General features: G+C 69.8%; 15 protein-coding genes. 5 read left to right on the top strand and 10 right to left on the bottom strand.

The genetic code is table 11. The annotated features are described in order from the left end of the window. Positions 1 to 135 precede the first annotated feature (135 nt). The 3 genes from M8C17_RS02235 to M8C17_RS02225 all read right to left on the bottom strand — a co-directional run bounded on the left by M8C17_RS02235 (position 136) and on the right by M8C17_RS02225 (position 4,217). Positions 136 to 987: a cupin-like domain-containing protein gene (locus tag M8C17_RS02235; RefSeq protein ID WP_252414493.1), complete on the bottom strand. Its 852-nt coding sequence runs from the start codon at positions 985 to 987 to the stop codon at positions 136 to 138. Positions 988 to 1,122: 135 nt separating this feature from the next. Further along, positions 1,123 to 3,492, bottom strand: a complete 2,370-nt coding sequence (gene fabD, locus M8C17_RS02230) for an ACP S-malonyltransferase (protein WP_256481924.1) — start codon at positions 3,490 to 3,492, stop codon at positions 1,123 to 1,125. Beyond that, positions 3,489 to 4,217 carry a Crp/Fnr family transcriptional regulator gene (locus M8C17_RS02225; protein WP_252414490.1) on the bottom strand — a complete coding sequence of 243 codons (729 nt, stop codon included), beginning with the start codon at positions 4,215 to 4,217 and terminating at the stop codon, positions 3,489 to 3,491. Before M8C17_RS02225 ends, fabD begins: the two co-directional genes overlap by 4 nt. A gap of 416 nt (positions 4,218 to 4,633) precedes the next feature. Between M8C17_RS02225 and M8C17_RS02220 the strand changes: the two genes are divergently transcribed. Continuing rightward, positions 4,634 to 5,896 carry a winged helix DNA-binding domain-containing protein gene (locus tag M8C17_RS02220; protein ID WP_252414489.1) on the top strand — a complete coding sequence of 421 codons (1,263 nt, stop codon included), beginning with the start codon at positions 4,634 to 4,636 and terminating at the stop codon, positions 5,894 to 5,896. A gap of 230 nt (positions 5,897 to 6,126) precedes the next feature. Here M8C17_RS02220 and M8C17_RS02215 read toward each other — a convergent pair whose 3' ends face one another. The 3 genes from M8C17_RS02215 to M8C17_RS02205 all read right to left on the bottom strand — a co-directional run bounded on the left by M8C17_RS02215 (position 6,127) and on the right by M8C17_RS02205 (position 11,005). Then, entirely contained in the window at positions 6,127 to 8,574 is a 2,448-nt protein-coding gene (locus tag M8C17_RS02215) for a CehA/McbA family metallohydrolase (protein WP_252414487.1), read from the bottom strand. Positions 8,575 to 8,982: 408 nt separating this feature from the next. Then, positions 8,983 to 9,585, bottom strand: coding sequence for a hypothetical protein (locus M8C17_RS02210; RefSeq protein ID WP_252414485.1), 603 nt, complete (start codon positions 9,583 to 9,585; stop codon positions 8,983 to 8,985). Between the two features lie 490 nt (positions 9,586 to 10,075). Then, positions 10,076 to 11,005: a diacylglycerol kinase family protein gene (locus tag M8C17_RS02205; protein WP_252414484.1), complete on the bottom strand. Its 930-nt coding sequence runs from the start codon at positions 11,003 to 11,005 to the stop codon at positions 10,076 to 10,078. A 205-nt stretch (positions 11,006 to 11,210) separates the two neighbouring features. Between M8C17_RS02205 and M8C17_RS02200 the strand changes: the two genes are divergently transcribed. Further along, positions 11,211 to 11,381 (top strand): hypothetical protein, encoded by a 171-nt coding sequence (locus M8C17_RS02200; protein ID WP_252414482.1) that lies wholly within the window; start codon positions 11,211 to 11,213, stop codon positions 11,379 to 11,381. Positions 11,382 to 11,596: 215 nt separating this feature from the next. Here M8C17_RS02200 and M8C17_RS02195 read toward each other — a convergent pair whose 3' ends face one another. Further along, the gene (locus M8C17_RS02195; RefSeq protein WP_252414480.1) at positions 11,597 to 12,067 is read right to left on the bottom strand and encodes a phage holin family protein; all 471 of its coding nucleotides are present in this window, start codon (positions 12,065 to 12,067) and stop codon (positions 11,597 to 11,599) included. 143 nt (positions 12,068 to 12,210) lie between these two features. Between M8C17_RS02195 and M8C17_RS02190 the strand changes: the two genes are divergently transcribed. Further along, positions 12,211 to 12,420: a hypothetical protein gene (locus M8C17_RS02190; protein WP_252414478.1), complete on the top strand. Its 210-nt coding sequence runs from the start codon at positions 12,211 to 12,213 to the stop codon at positions 12,418 to 12,420. 197 nt (positions 12,421 to 12,617) lie between these two features. Then, positions 12,618 to 12,869, top strand: coding sequence for a potassium transporter TrkA (locus M8C17_RS02185; protein WP_252414476.1), 252 nt, complete (start codon positions 12,618 to 12,620; stop codon positions 12,867 to 12,869). Between the two features lie 54 nt (positions 12,870 to 12,923). Here M8C17_RS02185 and M8C17_RS02180 read toward each other — a convergent pair whose 3' ends face one another. After that, positions 12,924 to 13,253, bottom strand: coding sequence for a TraR/DksA C4-type zinc finger protein (locus tag M8C17_RS02180; protein WP_252414474.1), 330 nt, complete (start codon positions 13,251 to 13,253; stop codon positions 12,924 to 12,926). A 906-nt stretch (positions 13,254 to 14,159) separates the two neighbouring features. Between M8C17_RS02180 and M8C17_RS02170 the strand changes: the two genes are divergently transcribed. Further along, on the top strand, positions 14,160 to 14,741 hold the full coding sequence (locus tag M8C17_RS02170; RefSeq protein WP_252414473.1) for a hypothetical protein: 582 nt from the start codon (positions 14,160 to 14,162) through the stop codon (positions 14,739 to 14,741). Between the two features lie 257 nt (positions 14,742 to 14,998). Here the strand turns inward: M8C17_RS02170 and M8C17_RS02165 are convergent, their stop codons facing one another. Both M8C17_RS02165 and M8C17_RS02160 read right to left on the bottom strand, forming a co-directional pair. Beyond that, complete coding sequence (locus M8C17_RS02165) at positions 14,999 to 15,625, bottom strand: maleylpyruvate isomerase N-terminal domain-containing protein (RefSeq protein WP_252414472.1); 627 nt, start codon at positions 15,623 to 15,625, stop codon at positions 14,999 to 15,001. A gap of 237 nt (positions 15,626 to 15,862) precedes the next feature. Further along, positions 15,863 to 16,270 (bottom strand): hypothetical protein, encoded by a 408-nt coding sequence (locus tag M8C17_RS02160; RefSeq protein ID WP_252414470.1) that lies wholly within the window; start codon positions 16,268 to 16,270, stop codon positions 15,863 to 15,865. Between the last annotated feature and the right edge of the window lie 209 nt (positions 16,271 to 16,479).

Genomic DNA, 16,479 nt, shown 5'->3' with positions numbered 1-16,479 from the left:
CGATGGTCACCTGCCGCCGCGCCGGCGGCCTGTTTGAGCGACCTCACGCTCGTGCTCGGACCACCTCGTGACCACCCGACACCCGCCGGGCAGCTCGCAAAGCAGGCCGGGGCACCAGGGCGCGGGCGCCTGCTGTCAGCGCAGGTCCGCAGCGGTGAAGTAGCGGACCGTCGCGTCGTCCGCGCCGCCGGAGGACAGGTAGCGGCTGAAGTCGGCGTCGTGCACCTCGTGAACGAAGTTCCAGGTCAGCGAGACGCTGTCGGTGAGGGCGATGGCGGCGTGCGGCCACCCGGCCGGGATGTAGATGCAGTCGCCCGGCTCGAGCACCACGTCCAGTTCCACGGCGGCGTTCCGCCAGTGCGGAAACGCGGACTCGTCAGGTTGGTCGAGATCGACCAGGTCGGTCGGTTTACCGTCGCGGCTGAGCAGCGGCAGCGAGTCGGGCCTGAACAGCATGACCCGTTTGCGGCCAGTCGTCTGGCACAGGCAGGCGTCACTCGCCCACGGGTCGACGTGCAGCCGGGTGCGTCCCTGCGCGCCGCAGACGAAGATCCCCTTGGCAGGGAAGGGGTCCCGGGCGGCGTCGGCCGGACCGCGCAGCCGGGGGAAGACGTAGCCCGAGTCGGGCAGCCAGGACGGCATGGCCCAGTCGTCGGCCAGAGCCGTGAAGGCCGTGTCGGCCCAGGGGAGCCGGCTGGCGTTCTGTCGGGCGTACCAGCGCAGGTAAGGCGGGGCGGCCGGGGAGGTGACGCCGATGTGCCGTGCGACGTACGCACCGAAGGTCGACACGCCGTAGAGGCTGAACAGGGAGTCGTACAGCGGAACCCTGTGTTCGCCGAAGCGTCTGGTCAACGTGGCGAAATCCCATTCGGGTGCCCAGTTCCACGCTGCGGCGGCGCCGCGGACCACCACCGGTTGCCGCCAGGTCAAATACCGGTCGACGAACTGCGACGACGTCAGGGCCTCGACCTGGGTGCTCTCGCTCATGGTCACCTCATCTGAGGGGTACACCGGCCGCCCCGGTCCCAGGGCCTGGCCGACTGTATGCCGAGGCCCGCGACCTGGGGCGCGCAATAGTGTGCACACCCGTGCCGGCCTGCTGGCAGCTCGGCTTGGGCAAGGCTAGGGGAGGGTGCCGTCGACCGCGATGCTCGTCGCACCGGTGTGCCGACCCAGCAGGTCCGCGGCGCCGGACATCAGTGCCTCCGCGATGGCGTCGGCGTGACGTTGCCGCCACGGACCTAGTCCGGTCTCGTCGGCGAACCTGTTGAAGGCGCCCATCGCCGGGCCGCAGTGCACCTGGAAGTTCACTTTGTCCTCAACCTTGCCGTCCATCGCCGCGATGGTGCTGTCCACGAAGTACTGGCGGAACACCATCCCCATCCGCAGCTTGGGAGCTGACTCGGCGCGTGCGATGTCGGTGGTGTCACCTCTGGCCTGGTGACGTTGCCGGATCCGTTCCCAAACCTCCTCGAGAGGCTGACCGAAACAACTGCTCTCCACGGTTGCCCGGGTACGCGCGTCGAGGTCCTCGATGCCCCCATGGTTGCGGTACAGCTGGTAGAGCTTGTTGGCCCGAGCCGCGAACAGGGTGCCCTTGCGCATCACCTGCACCCGTGCACCCAGCTCGAACATGTCGCCGGCGGGAGCGTAGGTGGTGTCCTGCACATCAAGATCGGACAGCATGTCCTTTACCAGTGCTGACGTGCCCGCCTCGACGGTGCACTGGTTCACCGAGCCGGTGACGACGAAGTCCGCGCCGAGCACGAACGCCGCAGCGACGGCCTCCGGCGCGCCGAGGCCACCGGAGGCGCCGAGACGGATGTCGACCGGACGGCTGTACCGGCGCACCAGGGCGTCACGCAGCCGCGTGAAGCTCGGCACCAGCGTCAGGGCGACACCGCCGTCGGTGTGGCCCGCGGAGTCCGCCTCGACACAGACGTCCTCGCTCACCGGCAGCTCTTGACCGACCGCGGCTTCCTGCTCTGTGAGCAGTCCCTGCGTCACCAGCCGATCCACCACTTCTTTCGGTGGCGGGCTCATGAACGCGGTGGCAACCTCCGGCCGCGACACCTTCGCCAGCACTCGGCGCACCGCCACCGGCCGGCCTCCGGGTCCCTGGTGCGCGCCGTGGAGCCTGAAGCGGACCAGCGCCGGGGTGATCGCGGTGTAGGCGGCTGCCTCGACGAAGCGGATGTCGTGACGGAGATAGAGGTCCACCATCGCGCTTTCCGCCGCCGGGCGACGGATGTCGTACAGCAGGTTCATGCCGAACAGCCCGGTGTCGCCCAGCGCCGTCCGAAGCTGGCCGATGGCGGTTTCCACCTCGGTCAGGGGCAGTCCGCCGGTGCCGAAAAATCCCAGCATCCCGGCGTTGGCCATCCGGACGACCAGGTCGACCGACGAGATGCCCCGGTACATCGATCCGGCGAGATAGGCATGCCGCACGCCGAAGTCGTGCCGGAACGTGGCCGACCCCAAGGACGCGGCGCTCGGCCGCGCCGACCGCCGTGGTGTGGTGGCGGGTGGGCGGGTCGCCGGTGCCGGCGCCGGTGGGTGGGGCTGCCCGTCGGGCGGGCCTGGCGGCGAGGACGCGGTGGGGGAGGGCGTACCGCTTTCTGAGGCGTTCTCCCGATCCGGAGAGCAGGCCGCCCACAGCCGGGTCAGGACGTCTCCAGGGCCGAGCTCGACAATGTCCTGCACCCCGAGCGCGGCCAGGGTGCGCATGCTGTCCCGCCATCGCACCGGCGCGGTTATCTGGCGTGTCAGCAGGTCGGCGATGTTTCGGTCAGGGTAGGGCTGCGCGGTCGCATTGGCGATGACCGGGATCCGCGGCGGCGCGTACCGCACCTCGGCGAGGTCGGCGGCGAACTGCCGAGCAGCCAATTCCATGTATCGGGAGTGAAACGCCGCGCTGACGTTGAGCGGCACGTACCGGCCCCCGGCGGCGCGTATCCGCGTGGCGAGCGCGTCGAGTGTCTCGCGCGGACCGGACAACACGGTCTGCTCCGGCGAATTGTAGTTGGCCACATCCACGTCATCTGCCTGTGCGTGGGACAGCACTGCGGCAAGAGTGTCTGCCGCCAGTCCTACCACCGCAGCCATCGCCCCACCGGCGGCCTGGCCCATCAGTTCCCCGCGTCGTTTCACCAGCCGAAGGCCGCTCTCGAACTCGAAGCACCCGGCAGCGCACAACGCCGTCAACTCTCCGACGCTGTGCCCCGCCAGGAACGCCGGAGCCGGTTCGGAGTCCATCCGGGCCCGAAAGGCCAGGTATTCGACGACGAACAGGGCGGGCTGGACGTATTCGGTCCTGCGAAGGCCGCCGCTGATGGTGCCGTCGCACACATCTCGGATCGAGTAGCCCAACACCCGGTCGGCCGCTTTGCGATGGTCAGTGAACCGAGACAGCAGGTCCAATCCCATCCCGGGTCGCTGGGCTCCCTGGCCCGGAAAGAGCCACGCTTGCGCGGGCCGCCCCGCCCCGGTCATCGGCAGGACGTCAGGTAGTCGGTGAGCTCGTTGGCGTTCACCACGATGTTGTGGCCGTGCTTTCTCGTCATGCCTGCCTGTTGAAAACGCTTGAGGAAATAGCCGACACGCGATCGGGTGGTGCCCACCATCTGCGCCAACTCCTCATGAGTCACGCGGCAGTCGATGATCAGGCCGTCGCCATCGCCATCGCTGTTGCCGCTACCGAGCTTCTGGGCCAGCCGCAGCAGGGTCATCGCCAAACGGTGCTCGCTGTCGAGCGTCACGAAGTTCGTCAGAGTCTCCTGCTGCTCGGTGATGTGTGAGGCCAGATGGTGGTCCCAGGCATCGCGCAGCATCCGGTCGTCGGTGATCTGGTGCAGCTGGTCGCGCGCGATCACCGTCAGCTCCGTGGGGCTCTTGGTCATCGCGGTCTCCGCTCGCCGTCCCCTCAGGATGCTCGACACCCCGACGATGGCGGTTGGCCCACTGATTTCCAACAGGCACGGCTTCCCGTTCAGCGACCAGGTCATCGACTTGACCCAGCCACTGTTAATCAGATAAAGCCAATCTCCTGAGTCGCCCCAACTGTAGAGATGAACCTCGGGCGGCAGCCTTCTGACCGGCGCATGAAACGTACCTTCATCGATCTTTGCGAGAATGATCCTCCCCAGGACCGTTCGTCGATGCAAGGTGGTGACTTGACGGTCCGCGTCCCGTAGCGAGACGCGCTCCTTGATCTGCATCTGTTCTCCCCCGAAAACAGTTCCCCAGTCGACTCGTTCCCTTGCCGCCAACGGTGCTCGTCCGGCCCTTGCCGGCTTATCCCCTCCCACCAACACGCAGGATCTGCTTGCCGGTTTGCACGTTGGCATTTGCACTCGGTCAACGTCGCCGAAGCGGTGCGCACCTTGAGCCGCAGCGGCGATCACACTGTGTTATCGCTCAGTCATTTAACAGCGGCTACGGTGCTGTTACAAGGTCGGGGTCGTAAGCCCGACCGATCGGACTGATGTCCAAAAACAGACATCTCCCGCAACCGCAGGCTGTCTGATTTCGTCGTTCTTCGATGGGTCTGCTCCGGTAAGTGGAGGGCCTCGCGGTGGTCCGAGAGCCGCGTTCTCGTGTCCGGATCGACCCCATCTTGGTAGAGTCGGCAACTGTGGCTATTGATGCGCGCTTCCAGCCACAACACAGTGGCGAACCTGCTTATTGGCCGAGGGGCGGGAATATGATAAGCGGCGCGAGGCTGCGCGTGTCCGAAAGTCAACGGCGAGCCCGTCTTTCCGTCCGGCATGCGTTGATTCCAGAAGGTATCGCCAAGGATGCCGGCGCTGTTGCCGGCTCGCTCGTCGCGATCCACGCCACTGACCCGCCGACCGTCTACCTGTCCGTCGCCGCCCGTACGCGACTCGCCGGTCCCGTTGACGTCGCCGCCGGCCTGCACGCGCCGTCGATGACGCGCATGACCGGCATGCGTCGCACCGTCTTCGTCCTTCAGGCGGACCTGGCCCCGACGGTGCTGGAGGCGACCGCCCGGCCGCTGGCGCTGCGGGACCGCGCCACTATCCTGCGTCTGCTCGACGCTCACCTCGGCTGGACCGAGGACCACCTCACCGAGATTGAGGACTCGATCGTCGCGCTCGTCATCGCCAAGGGCACGATCACCGGCCGCGAGCTTGCCGAGGCGCTTCCCGTCCTGCGCACCAAGATCCGTCCCAGCAGCTCCCCGTCGTCCACCGCCCCGGGACAGCCGGTCAGCATGCGCATCCTCTACAACCTGGCGATGACCGGACGCATCTGCCGGGGCCGTCCGCTCGGCGGGTGGACCAGCGGACAGTACACGTGGTCGCCTCCCGCACCGATGGCCACCATCGAGCCGCGGGCCGCACGAGCCGACCTGCTCAGCCACTATCTCGCCCGCTACGGACCGGTCACCGAGGCAGATGTCCGCTGGTGGACCGGATGGACCGTCACGCAGACGCGTCAGAGCCTGGCGGACGTCAACGCCGTTGCGGTGGAGCTGAGCGAGGGCCAGACCGGATACGTCGCCCCCGACGACCTCGACCCGGTCGAGCCACCGGAGCTCTCGGTGGCGCTGCTTCCCGCGCTGGACTCCACCGTGATGGGCTGGCGTGACCGCGCCTGGTACCTGCCCTCCGAGAGCACGCCGGCGTTGTTCGACCGTACCGGCAACGCCGGCCCGACCGTTTGGGTCAACGGCCAGGTGGTCGGCGGGTGGGCCCAGGACCGCATAGGCCGTATCAACTGGCGTCTCCTGAACGACGTCGGCGCACGGGAGCAGAGGGCGATCGCCGCCGAGGCCGAACGACTGTCCACCTGGCTCGGCGGGTCGCGTGTCAGCCCAAGGTTCCACACACCGCTGGAGCGAGAACTGTCCGACAGCCCAGGGCACAAGCGGTGATCGGGCCGCACCGCCTGGACCAGCAGCTCACCCCGCCGTAGCCGGTCGGCGCTTCACTGCCGATCTCGGGCAGTTCCTCAAGGGCGCCCAGGGCTGGCTGCCCCTCCGGTAGGGCACGCTGCGTCAGCGACGTGACGTACCGAACCGACTCGAAGCGCTCGGTGTCTCCCGCCGCAAGATCCTGCCGCCGCATGGGGGCGGCCCGCCGGGGCCGCCCCCACCTCACCACGTCAGCCTTGCGCGACCAGGTAGACCTCCTGAGTGCGGTCCCGCTGGGTACGCAGCGCACGCCGGTCGCTGGTGAAGACGACCGCTCCCTTGTCGACAGCCGGCCAGGTGCCGTTGCCGAGGGTGCTCACCGGGACCGGAGGGGTCCAGCCCGAGGCCGTCCGGCGGGAGGTGAAGACCTTCCAGCGCCAGTCAGAGGAGCGGGAGTCGTACCAGACGGCCCGGACGGTTCCGTCACGGTCGGCGGCGAGCCGGGGCCGCTGGCTCATCGCGTTCGGGTCGAGCGCGACCGCCTCCGACGGCGACCACGTCACGCCGTCGGCCGACCGGCTCGCGCGCAGCATGAGGTTCACCCCGGCGGCCGAGAGGGCCTTGGACTCCCAGATGACGACGTAGCCGCCGTCCCGGTCCACCGCCACGCTCGGATGCCGGTCGGCCGCGTCGTCGTTGGCACTGACCCGTACGGGGGCGCCCCAGACACTGCTCGCGCCCGGCCGCACCGTGGCCAGGATCTCCCAGTTGTCGGGGTTGGTGCCGCCGCTGGCCGGTTGGCCGGCCGGCGGGGTGTGGCCGGTCCACCCCGCGTCCGGGTCGAACCGGTTGTCCTGCCAGGTCACGATGATCCGCCGGTCCTCGGTCACCGCGACCGCGGGGAAGAGTGAGGCCGGATGGATCGGCGAACGGGCGTCGGCGGGCGTACCGGGGACGATGACCTTGCCGGCGGCGGAGACGTTCACCGGCGCCCGGTCGACGCCGACGACCTGGACGTGAACGTCGAACGCCCCGCCGCTGTTCTCCGCCCAGGCGACGACCGGGTGTTCGCCGTCGAGGAGAGCGAGCGCCGGGTGCTCGGCCCGACCGTGCCCGGTGCTCAGCTTCACCGCAGAGGCGAAGCTGCGTCCGCCGTTGCGGCTGTGGCGCAGCCAGATGCCCGGCCGGTGCGGCTGCTCCTGGCCCTGCGCGTCCTGCCAGACCACCCAGACGTCGTCGTCGGCGGCCACCACTCGGGGCGCGCGGGCGGTGCCGGAGTGGCCGGACAGGACGACCTCATTGTCGGCGTGCTTGTTCCCGTGCCCGTCGAGCCGGCGGTAGACCACCGACGTCCGGTGCTCCGCGTGCACCTCGGCGACGACGTGGGTGACGCGGCCCTCCACGGCGACGTCGGCGAACCCGGCGAAGCCGTCGCGCTGGCCCACCACCAGGTCCGCCCGGTCGTCGCCGCCGGCCGGCGCCGGAAGCGCGATCTCGGGGGCCGGCACCGCGGGCCGCCGGACCGACAGGAAGACCGGCGACGTGGCGGCGCGCAACTGGTCCGGCAGGTTCGGGTCCGCCTCGCGTCCGGACAACTCGCCCGGGGCACGCACCTCCACCCGGTACCAGGTGTGGTCGCCGGTCACCGTGAGCGGAAGCAGGTAGGTCTGGTCCGCCCTGTCCGGGACGTACGTGGCGACCGGTCCCGCCGAGCGGCCCGGGGCGGCGTAGACGAGCACCTTCATGCCGGTGGCCCGCTTGACCCGTACCCGCAGCGCCGCGCGTTTCGGCAGGCCCCGGACGTCCACGATCACCTCGTCGCCGCCCATCGCCTCGAACCGGCCGTCACCGTCGGCGTCGGCCTCGATCGTGGCGAACGGCCCGTCCGTACCGGACGACAACGTCGTGCGGCCGGCCTTGAGCGCGTCGAGGACGGCGCGGACCGAGCGCTCGGCGGCGAAGACCCAGGTGGTCGGCTGGCCGGGGGCGCTGACCGGGCGCAGCTCCTTGAAGTGGCTGTCGCTCGCTGCGACGCCGCCGAAGCGGAAACCGTGGTTCCAGCGGTTCTCGGCGTACTCGATCTCGACGTCGGGGTTGCTGCTGGCGTTCCACAACTCCACGGCGTCAACGCCCTGCGCGCTCGCGTTGGCGTTCGGCCCGGCGGCCGGGGTGTACTCGCCGTCGTCCGGGTGCGCGACCGACCAGAACGCGTGCTGGGCGTGCGCGTCCCAGATCGACTGCTGGACGTGCCGGAACGCGGCTGAGCCGGGCGGGTTGGCGCCGTCCACCACGGTGTCGACCGCGCCGAGCACCACGGCGTGCGGCGAGCCGTTCACCTCCTCGCCGGTGAGCAGCAGCAACTTGTCGGACCGCCACAGCGGGTCCCAGTGCTGGTCGAACGTGCGGTGGTCGGTCAGTGGCAGGAACGCCAGACCGACCGACTCGGCGTAGCTGATCTGGTCGCTGACCGGCAGGTTCCCCGGGTCCCGCTGGTTCGACAACTGGCGCGGCGCGCTGCCGTCGGACGAGTGGTCGTCGTGGACGTGGGTGTCACCCGGCAGCCACATGCCCTCCGGCTCGTCTCGCCCACCGGGCTTACGCTCCACGTCCGCGTCCGCCTGGGCGGCAGTGGCGGGCAGCAGCCCCGCGGCGGCGACGACGCCACCCATGGCGATGAACTGTCTGCGATCTAGCTCCATGCGGCCCTCATCTCGCGCAGATCCCTCCGGCGCACATGTCCTGGTGAGGCAGCCGTCGGTGGGCTCGAATTGATCAAGCGAGCGCAACGCTAGCCAGCCGATTGCGTAGGTCCCGTGAATCGCCGGTGAAGATCAAATGGCGAGGAACGGAGCGACGGCTGCGGCCCTTGTCCTGCGGAGGCGGACGGGTGGCGACGTGCGCGGTGATGCCGGGTGCCGGAGGGCGCCTCGCGCACCGTGTACGGGATGCCGCGCCCCGCTCGTCCCCCGCTGCGTGGGGGAACGGTCACGTCGACGAGGCCGGCGAACGAGTCGAGCAGCGTGTTGCGGCCAGGAAAGCCAGATGCGGTGGGTCGCACTGTGCGACGCGCCACGGCGGGGCGATTTCTCGCCCCGCCGTGGTCGAGGTCAGTTGTCGGTAGGCGGTGCCGTCAGTTCGGCGTGCCGCACCGTGTAGTTCCCGCGAGTCACCGTGGCGAACGCGGCCGGCGCGAGGCAGGTACCGATTCGGGACGGACCCCATTGGCCCGCCTCGTTCTGGTCGGCGCTGGCCGACCAGGTGAAGCCGACCCGGTCGCGGCCGCGGCCGCCGTCCTGGACGCTGAAACCGACCCGCTTGCCGAGGAAGTCGCGGGCCTCCTCGTCGGCGCGGGTGACGATGGCGGTCAAGGTCGCGTGACCGGGGCTGGTGATCATGCAGTCGACGGCCGCTTCGAACCGTACGGTGATGTTGTCGGTGGCCAGCCAGTGCGCGACCCGGACCGTGCCCGTCGCGTCGGCGGGCGAGCCCTTCTCCCCGCCCGGAAGCGGAATCGGGCGGCTGTACGGCTCCGACCGGGCGTCGAAGGCGAACGAGCGCACGTCGCCGTCCTCCCCGTACGGCAGAGCGAACTCGGCCGATCCGGTCACCCGCGCCGGCCTGTCGTCCGCGGCCCCGGCCGGCGCCGCCACCGCCGCCACCGCCACCATCGTGGCCGCCGCGGCCGTTCCCCATCCGAATGTCTTGCGCATGGTCTTCCTCCCGATCCGGCCGCGGTGCCGCGGCCCTGCGTGACCTTCACGATCCGCGACGCGTGGACAGCATCCATCCCTTGTGAGGGGGGAGTCGCTCCCTCGCCTACGGGAGACCGGACCCCTGCCGGGAAGGCGACCGGACACCGGCAAGGGGGCGGTGAGCAGTCACGGAGGCGGCGGAGCGCGGTGGCCAGGCGTGGGCGTGTGTTGCGGCCGTACGGGGATCCCACGCTGCTTTCGGCAACACACCGGTGCCGCCACAACGGACCAGAACAACCAAGAGCTCCTGCCGCCAATTCGTCGTGGTGATCGACCTCTTCGGCGCGCTCGAAGGCGTCCGTGACCGGCGCGCAGCTCACATCCAGTACCGGCCGGGCAGGTACCTGGAACCTGGCCGGCTCCGCCCGCCGCCTGGTGGACGCCCTCGCCGCCCGCGCCGACGCCTGACCAGCGGCCCCTGGTGTCGGCCTGCTCCCGCGGGCGCGTGCTAACGGTCCGGGCTGTGGGCGGGAGCCATGATGCGTAGCGCGTTGGCGTCCAGGCCGATCCGCACCGGGGTTTCGCCGTACAGCTCGCCGTCGACTTCCACCGGGGCGGGTCGGTCGGTCTCCAGCCAGAGTTGGCGGACGGCGAGGAACGGCTCTTCGCCGAGCGTGCGGCGGTGCCCGGTCGCAGCGTTACGGGCCGTGTCCCGCAGCAGCTCGTAGCGGGGCCGGCCTCCCACCGGATAGGCGACCAGGAGCCGGTCGTCTGCATCCGCGTCCGCGGTGATCGGCCGGCCGGCGTGGAAGCCGCCGTTCGCCACGTACAGCTGATGGGTGACGAACTCGTGCTCCCGTCCCTCCGCGCGCACCACGGCGCGCAGCGGACGGTGCCGGGTCAGCAGCGTCAGCGCGGTGACCGGGTACGCGAGCCGGCCGGTGGCCCGCTTGAGACGCGGCGGCGTCCGGAGCATCACGTCGGCGGACAGGCCGACGCCGACGTGGTTGGTGAACCGCATGCTGCCCACAAGCCCGAGGTCGACGTCAATCACCTTTCCGTCGGTCAGGACCGCCACGGCCGCGTCGAGGTGGAGTGGGACGCCCACCGTGCGCGCGAAGTTGTTGGTGGTGCCCAGCGGCAGCAGACCCAGCGCGATGTCACGGTGCGCGAGCAGGCGCGCGGCGGTGCTGATCGTGCCGTCGCCGCCGCCCGCTACCAGCAGGTCCGGCCCGAGATCGGCGGCAGCGGCGAGGCTTTGCTCCAGTTCGGCGGGCCGCTCGACCGGGTACGTGGCCAGCAGCTTGAAGCCGGCGGACGTGAGCCGATCCCGAGCGCGCTCGTAGAGCCGGCGGCCATTGCGGGAGTGGGCGTTGACGACGAGCGCCGCGCGCCGTTCCCGTCGGACGGCCTCGCTCAGCTCCGGCTTTGTTCGCATAAAGCCGGAGCCTATCGCCGGATGGGCGGGCGACATCCCGTTCGCCCCAGCTGGCGTGCCAGCTCGGCGCGCGGCACGACGTGCTGCTGCTCGAGCCCACGCATGGGCACGTCGGACGGCGAGGGAGGCACGGGTCGCGCGGGCCACTTAGGAGACCGCCGAGCAGGACCCCGGGCTCACCGCCTGCGAGGTGTACGCCCGGCACGTGGGACGGCTGGTGGCCTGCGGGAGCCTCCGCGATGACGGCGTCCCGCTCGGGTCGCTCGGCCTGCTGGACTCCGATGCGATGCGCACGCCGGTCGAGCGGATGTCGCAGGGGCAGCAGCGGCGCCTCGACCTGGCGCTGACGGGGCGGCCCGGGGCTGATCCTGCTTGACGAGCCGACCAATCACCTGTCGTCGGCGCTGGCCGACAAGCTGACCGACGCGATCCGCGACACGAGCGCGGCGGTGGTCGTCGCCACGCACGACCGTCAGCTGCTGCGGGACCTCGCGGAGTGGCCGCGCCTGGAACTGACATAGCGGAGCCGGCGGCAGGGTGCGAGTTCACCGGTGACGTCACGATCGGCGCCACCCGTCCCAAATGTCAACATCAGCGGTCCTGCCGGCCGGAGCCCCACTGGTCGAGTTCGTCCCGAACCGCGGCGGCACCGGCCGGTACCACCCGACTCGCGGTGGTGGCCACGGCGGCCTGCACCTCGTCCGCCAGCCAGGCCGAGCCACCTCCCGCCGTCCGCAGCTGGTGCAGTCCCGCCCGTCCCAGCACGACGGCGCCAACGAGGTAGCCCCCGGTGAGTCCCGCGGTGGCCAGCCGGCGGGGCAGAAAGGTCTCCAGCACACGCAACGCGGTTGCCGAGGCGGCCCCGGCTCCCAGGACGAGACATCCCCCGGCCGTGGCGAGCAGCGCCAAGCCGACTCCGGTCGGCCGAGCCAGCCTCATCAGCTGGCTGCGCATCTCCCGGACCTCCGCACGCACCACCTCGGCCACGTCCGCAGCTAACCGCTCGGTCGGACTGACCGCCGGTCCTGATGCTCCGGACCGTTGCGCCGCTGGATCACTCATCGGTCGCCCCCTCCGCTTCGCTGCGGTCGGCCGCTTACCCGCAAACATCACCGCTATACCTGGACGACGGTGCTGCCGGGGCCACGGCAGTCACCGGACGAGGACGTGGAGGACACACCTGGGGGACGGCTATGGTGTGCGGCATGCATGATCGGCGCACCCTTCGGCGCGTCGGCGAGCGCATGCCGCTGCCGACGATGCTGGTGCTTGCCGTGGTCGTGATGGTGCTCTCGGCCACCCGGTCGATCGGGCTGTGCATCGTGTTCCGTTCCGCACGGCGGGCGATCCCTGGTTGCGTGCCCGCCTGGTCGGCGGATCGTGCTCCGCCGCATCACACGCCCGCCATCGCCTGACCCACTCGCCCCGGCTCGCGCCGGTTCTGGCCGGGAGGCTGCTCACCGGCGGCGGTGCCACTCATCCGACTGTCGCCGCCCGGTTGGCTTTCATGACCAGCGGAACTGTCGCCGTGCCGGCCGAACCACGCCTGGCCACGCTCGCCGGCCCGCGTCTGCCGCCGAAGCGGCTTCCCCGCGTCCCTCTTGGAGTTGTCATGAATGTCGAACTGACCCCGCTGCCCGGTATCGGGGTACGCCGCATGTTCACCACCGCTGAAGGCCGTCGCGTCGGTGTGGTCACGCACCATCCCGGCGGCCGGCGAGATCTCGTCTACGACTCCCACGACGATCCCGACGCCACCTGCTGTCTGACCCTGACCCGCGCCGAGGCCGTGGCCCTCGCCGGGCTCCTCGGCATCCTTGACGTCCTGGACGTCGTCACCGTCGCGGAGCCATCTCGCGGGTAACGGCGTGTGGCTGCCGTGCCGTGCATCGGCGCGGCACGGCAGCCACACCGGGAGTCACCTGTTGTGTTTCTCCTGGCACGGCACGCAGAAGCGGGCGTGCGGAAGAACCTCGAGACGCTCGGCCGGGATGGACTGGCGGCACTTCTCGCAGGCACCGTAGGTGCCGTCGCTGATCCGGCTCAGCGCGCCGGTGATCTGCTCGATGTTGCGGCGGGTTGCCACCAGTAGCGCGGCCTGGTGATGGGCCTCGCTCGGGTCGCCGGTGTCCGCGTTGAGCTCGGTCAGTTCTCGCAGCCGAGCCGTCTGTGTGGCGAAGTCGTCCGCCAGGGACGCTCGCAGATCAGCCAGCCAACGCTGGTCGACAGTACGATGATCGACGCTCATGATTCACCTTTCGGAATGGGACGTGGAAAAGAAAAAGGGCCGAAGCTCGAATAGCTTCGCCCTGGCGGTCGTTCTGGGATGCAACGATTCCGCGGGAGGGCCTCGGCCGGTTCGCGCCGGGCTCGACAGCCTGTGCGTGGGCGCGATGTGCAGCGGGCGGACAACCGGCACCCGCATCCCGGCCATGAGGTGCGCCGCCGTCGTCACGTGGACAGCGCCGGGTGCCGCCACCTCAGTGACGGCAGGCGAGCGGAACGTCACCGGCGACATGCCCCCACCATAGGTTGATGGCTGCCCTAAAGCCAACGCCCGCGGTGGCACCCGCTCCGACCACGACTACCTCAATACCTGCTCGCGGGGCCGAGCCGTCGTCGACGGCTCGGCCCCGCCCTCGGTTCGTCAGGGGGTCACCCGGGTAGCCGGCTCTCGCCCGGCAGGCCCGACATGTCGGCCTCAACCGGCGGCAACGGAGTGGTTCCGAGGACGCTGCCGTTGCCTGGAGTGGGCGGTGAGGGTGGCCGGCTTGTTCGGCGGTATCCGGGTGGTGCCGGCGTTCGACGCGTCGAGGGTGACCGTGGCCGGGGGTGCGCCGCCGGCCGTGACCGTGACGCGTCCGGCGGGGCGATCACCCGCACCTGGTCCGTCGGCGTGTTGGCGAGGACTCTGCGGGCGGCATTGCTGGTCCGGCTACGGGGTCACCGCCACGCTCGGCGACGAGCCGGACCAGCGTGCGGAATTGAGCGGGATGCAGCCCAGTGACTGGGAAGATCCACTCCGGGCGGGGCGCCGTGATCACCTGGACCCAGGCATCCTGCCCGACTCCCCAACAGACAGACGACGGGTTACGAGACGTCCCTTAGGTTGGGCTGGGCCTGGTCGATGTCAATCGACTGCGATACTGCAGGGGTGACAGCTGCAGACCACGAGGGCACCCGTCCTTCGGTGCCGCCGAGCCAACCTCCCCGGGCCGAGGGCTCGTCGCAGCCGGTGCCCGCGCAGCCCGCCCCGCCGCCTTACTTCACGACACCTCCCGCGCCGGGCGGGGCCGCGATGGCGGCATCGCCCAACGGGCTGTCCTCGCCGCTGCCGCACATCATGGCCGGTGCCGGATTCCTCGCGATGATGGTGGCGATGTTCGCGCCGTTGGCCTCGAACGGTGATCCGGTCTCTGCGCTGCGGACCACGGACCTTCCTTTCCTGACCCCGATGCTGGGCCTGGTGGCGCTGGTAGTGGCGACTGCGGTGCTGTGCGGTAATCCGCGGCTTCTCCGCCTCGGCCGAGCGGCCGCCCCGCTGCTGGGATTGCTGCTGTCGGCAGCCGTCGGCGGCGAGATCGTTCAATGGGGAGCCAAGGCGGCCAATCCCGAGTTGGGTTTGGCAGACATGGTGGCCTCCGGTACCTACTTCCTGATCGGCGGCATCCTGCTGCTGTCGTTGTCCGTGCTGTCCATGCGGCCCGCCGGTCACGCCAGTCGTTTCGCGGGGTAAGGCGCATTCCGCGGCGATTAAGGCTCGTTCCAGATGGTTGTTTTCGGTGAGTCGGCGGTAGCACAGGTCCGAAGCGACGGTCAACGATTGACTACGGCGGCCCGGCACCTGTGCGATCGATCCGGCCATAGGCGTTTGCGACGAACCCTGTCCGAGCCAGGCCGAAATCGTGATTACTGAGTGCAACTTATCTTGCGCCCCAGTGGCCGCGCGGAGCGCGGCTAGATGGGGACAGTGCAGAGCGAGCGCTCCACCAGCTAGAGGGCGGAGATGGAGGTGGGAGCTCGTTCTTGCCGAGCTAGCGCGCGTATCACGTTCAGGGAACCGTGTCGCCAGGCCGCGAGGCTGCTCAGCAGCTGGATTGTCGCTTCAGTCGCTGACTGCGGCATCGGTGGCGTCGGCAAGCCGAGGCTGACTGCCAGGTCGTCGGTGTGCACGACCAGCTCCATGACCCGGGTCAGCAGGAAGTCGTCGACCTTGAGGCCCCAGTCGCCGAGGTCCACGATGCGGTCGGGCGGTTGCGCTGTCACCGTGGCACCCAGGTCGGTCAGTGCCGCATCGACCGCGTCCGCCAGTTCCCTGGCTGCCGTCGCGGCAGCTGTCTGCTCGCTGCGGCGCCGGATGTCGATGTTGTCGGCACTGTCCACTCCTGAAGTCACCCAGGCGTTGCTGGTGAAGTGCTCCAGCACCGAGATCGCCGATTCTCCGGGCGGCGCGGCGAGGAATGTCACGGTCTGAGTGACCTGGTTGGCCAGATGGCGGGCGAGGCCGCCGGTGGAGAAGTCCGGCAGTGCGCTGGGCGAGGACCATTGCTCGGCCAGTATCGGATTGCGCAACAGGGCCATGGCGGTGTCGGCGGCGTCCAGGAACGCGGGTCGGATCATCGAGTGCACGTTATGCGCGCACGGGGACCCTTGTCATCCCCGCAAGCGCCGGCGAGGAGCGACTCCCCGTTGCGAGTGCGCGACCATCGACATGAGCGGACGCTCGGTGGGGACCGTCGTAGTCGGTGTCACGGCGGGGTCCGAGCGCCCGGCGTGAGCGCTCCGTGGTCCTCCAACAGTGGGACGTGGTTGGTCAGTCCCAGCTGCTCTAGACGTGAGGGAGCGTGGTTGCCGCTATCAGGTGGTCGGGCGTTCTAGCTCGCTTCGCACGGTGAGGAAGTCGTCGGTGGGGTCCCCTTGTGGAAGGTCGGAGACGAAGGCAACGATTCCGACCGTTTCCTTGTCCGCCCAGCCGCAGATCGTCATGTAGCCGCCGAGCTCAGCGAGTCCCTGCCCGCAGCCGGCTTTCCCCCCAAACTTGCCCGCATCAACTGGCTTGGTCTCGACGCGTCCGTACAGGGTGAGTACGCGTCTCAGGGTTGCTGCCGGGTCGGCGACGGTTCCCGACGCGCCCGTGACGAGCACCGCGTCGGCGGTTTCGGTCTCGCCCCCATACGCCCAACCGACCGCGCTGGTTGGGTTTCCGACCTCTCGCTTCAGCTTTTCCAGCAGCGAGATGGGTCTGTCAGTCAGACCTCGGGTCATATCTTGGGCATCCCGAGGAGTGTCTCTGGCGTGTGCAGCTTTCGAGGCGGTGCGGTGCTGGCCTGCGTCGGCGGGGCGGGTGCTGGTGCCGTGCACGCGGTTGACAGCAGGAGTGCTGCTACCGCGGGCAGCGAGGCAATCGCGGCGGCTATCCGGGTGGTCCGGTTGCGGCGGATCGTCGCCATGGTGCTCCTCTGATTCAAGAAATT

Origin of the sequence: Micromonospora sp. RHAY321, assembly GCF_023896955.1 — a bacterium.
Taxonomy (GTDB): Bacteria; Actinomycetota; Actinomycetes; order Mycobacteriales; family Micromonosporaceae; genus Micromonospora.
This window is presented reverse-complemented; position numbering and strand designations above follow the sequence as displayed.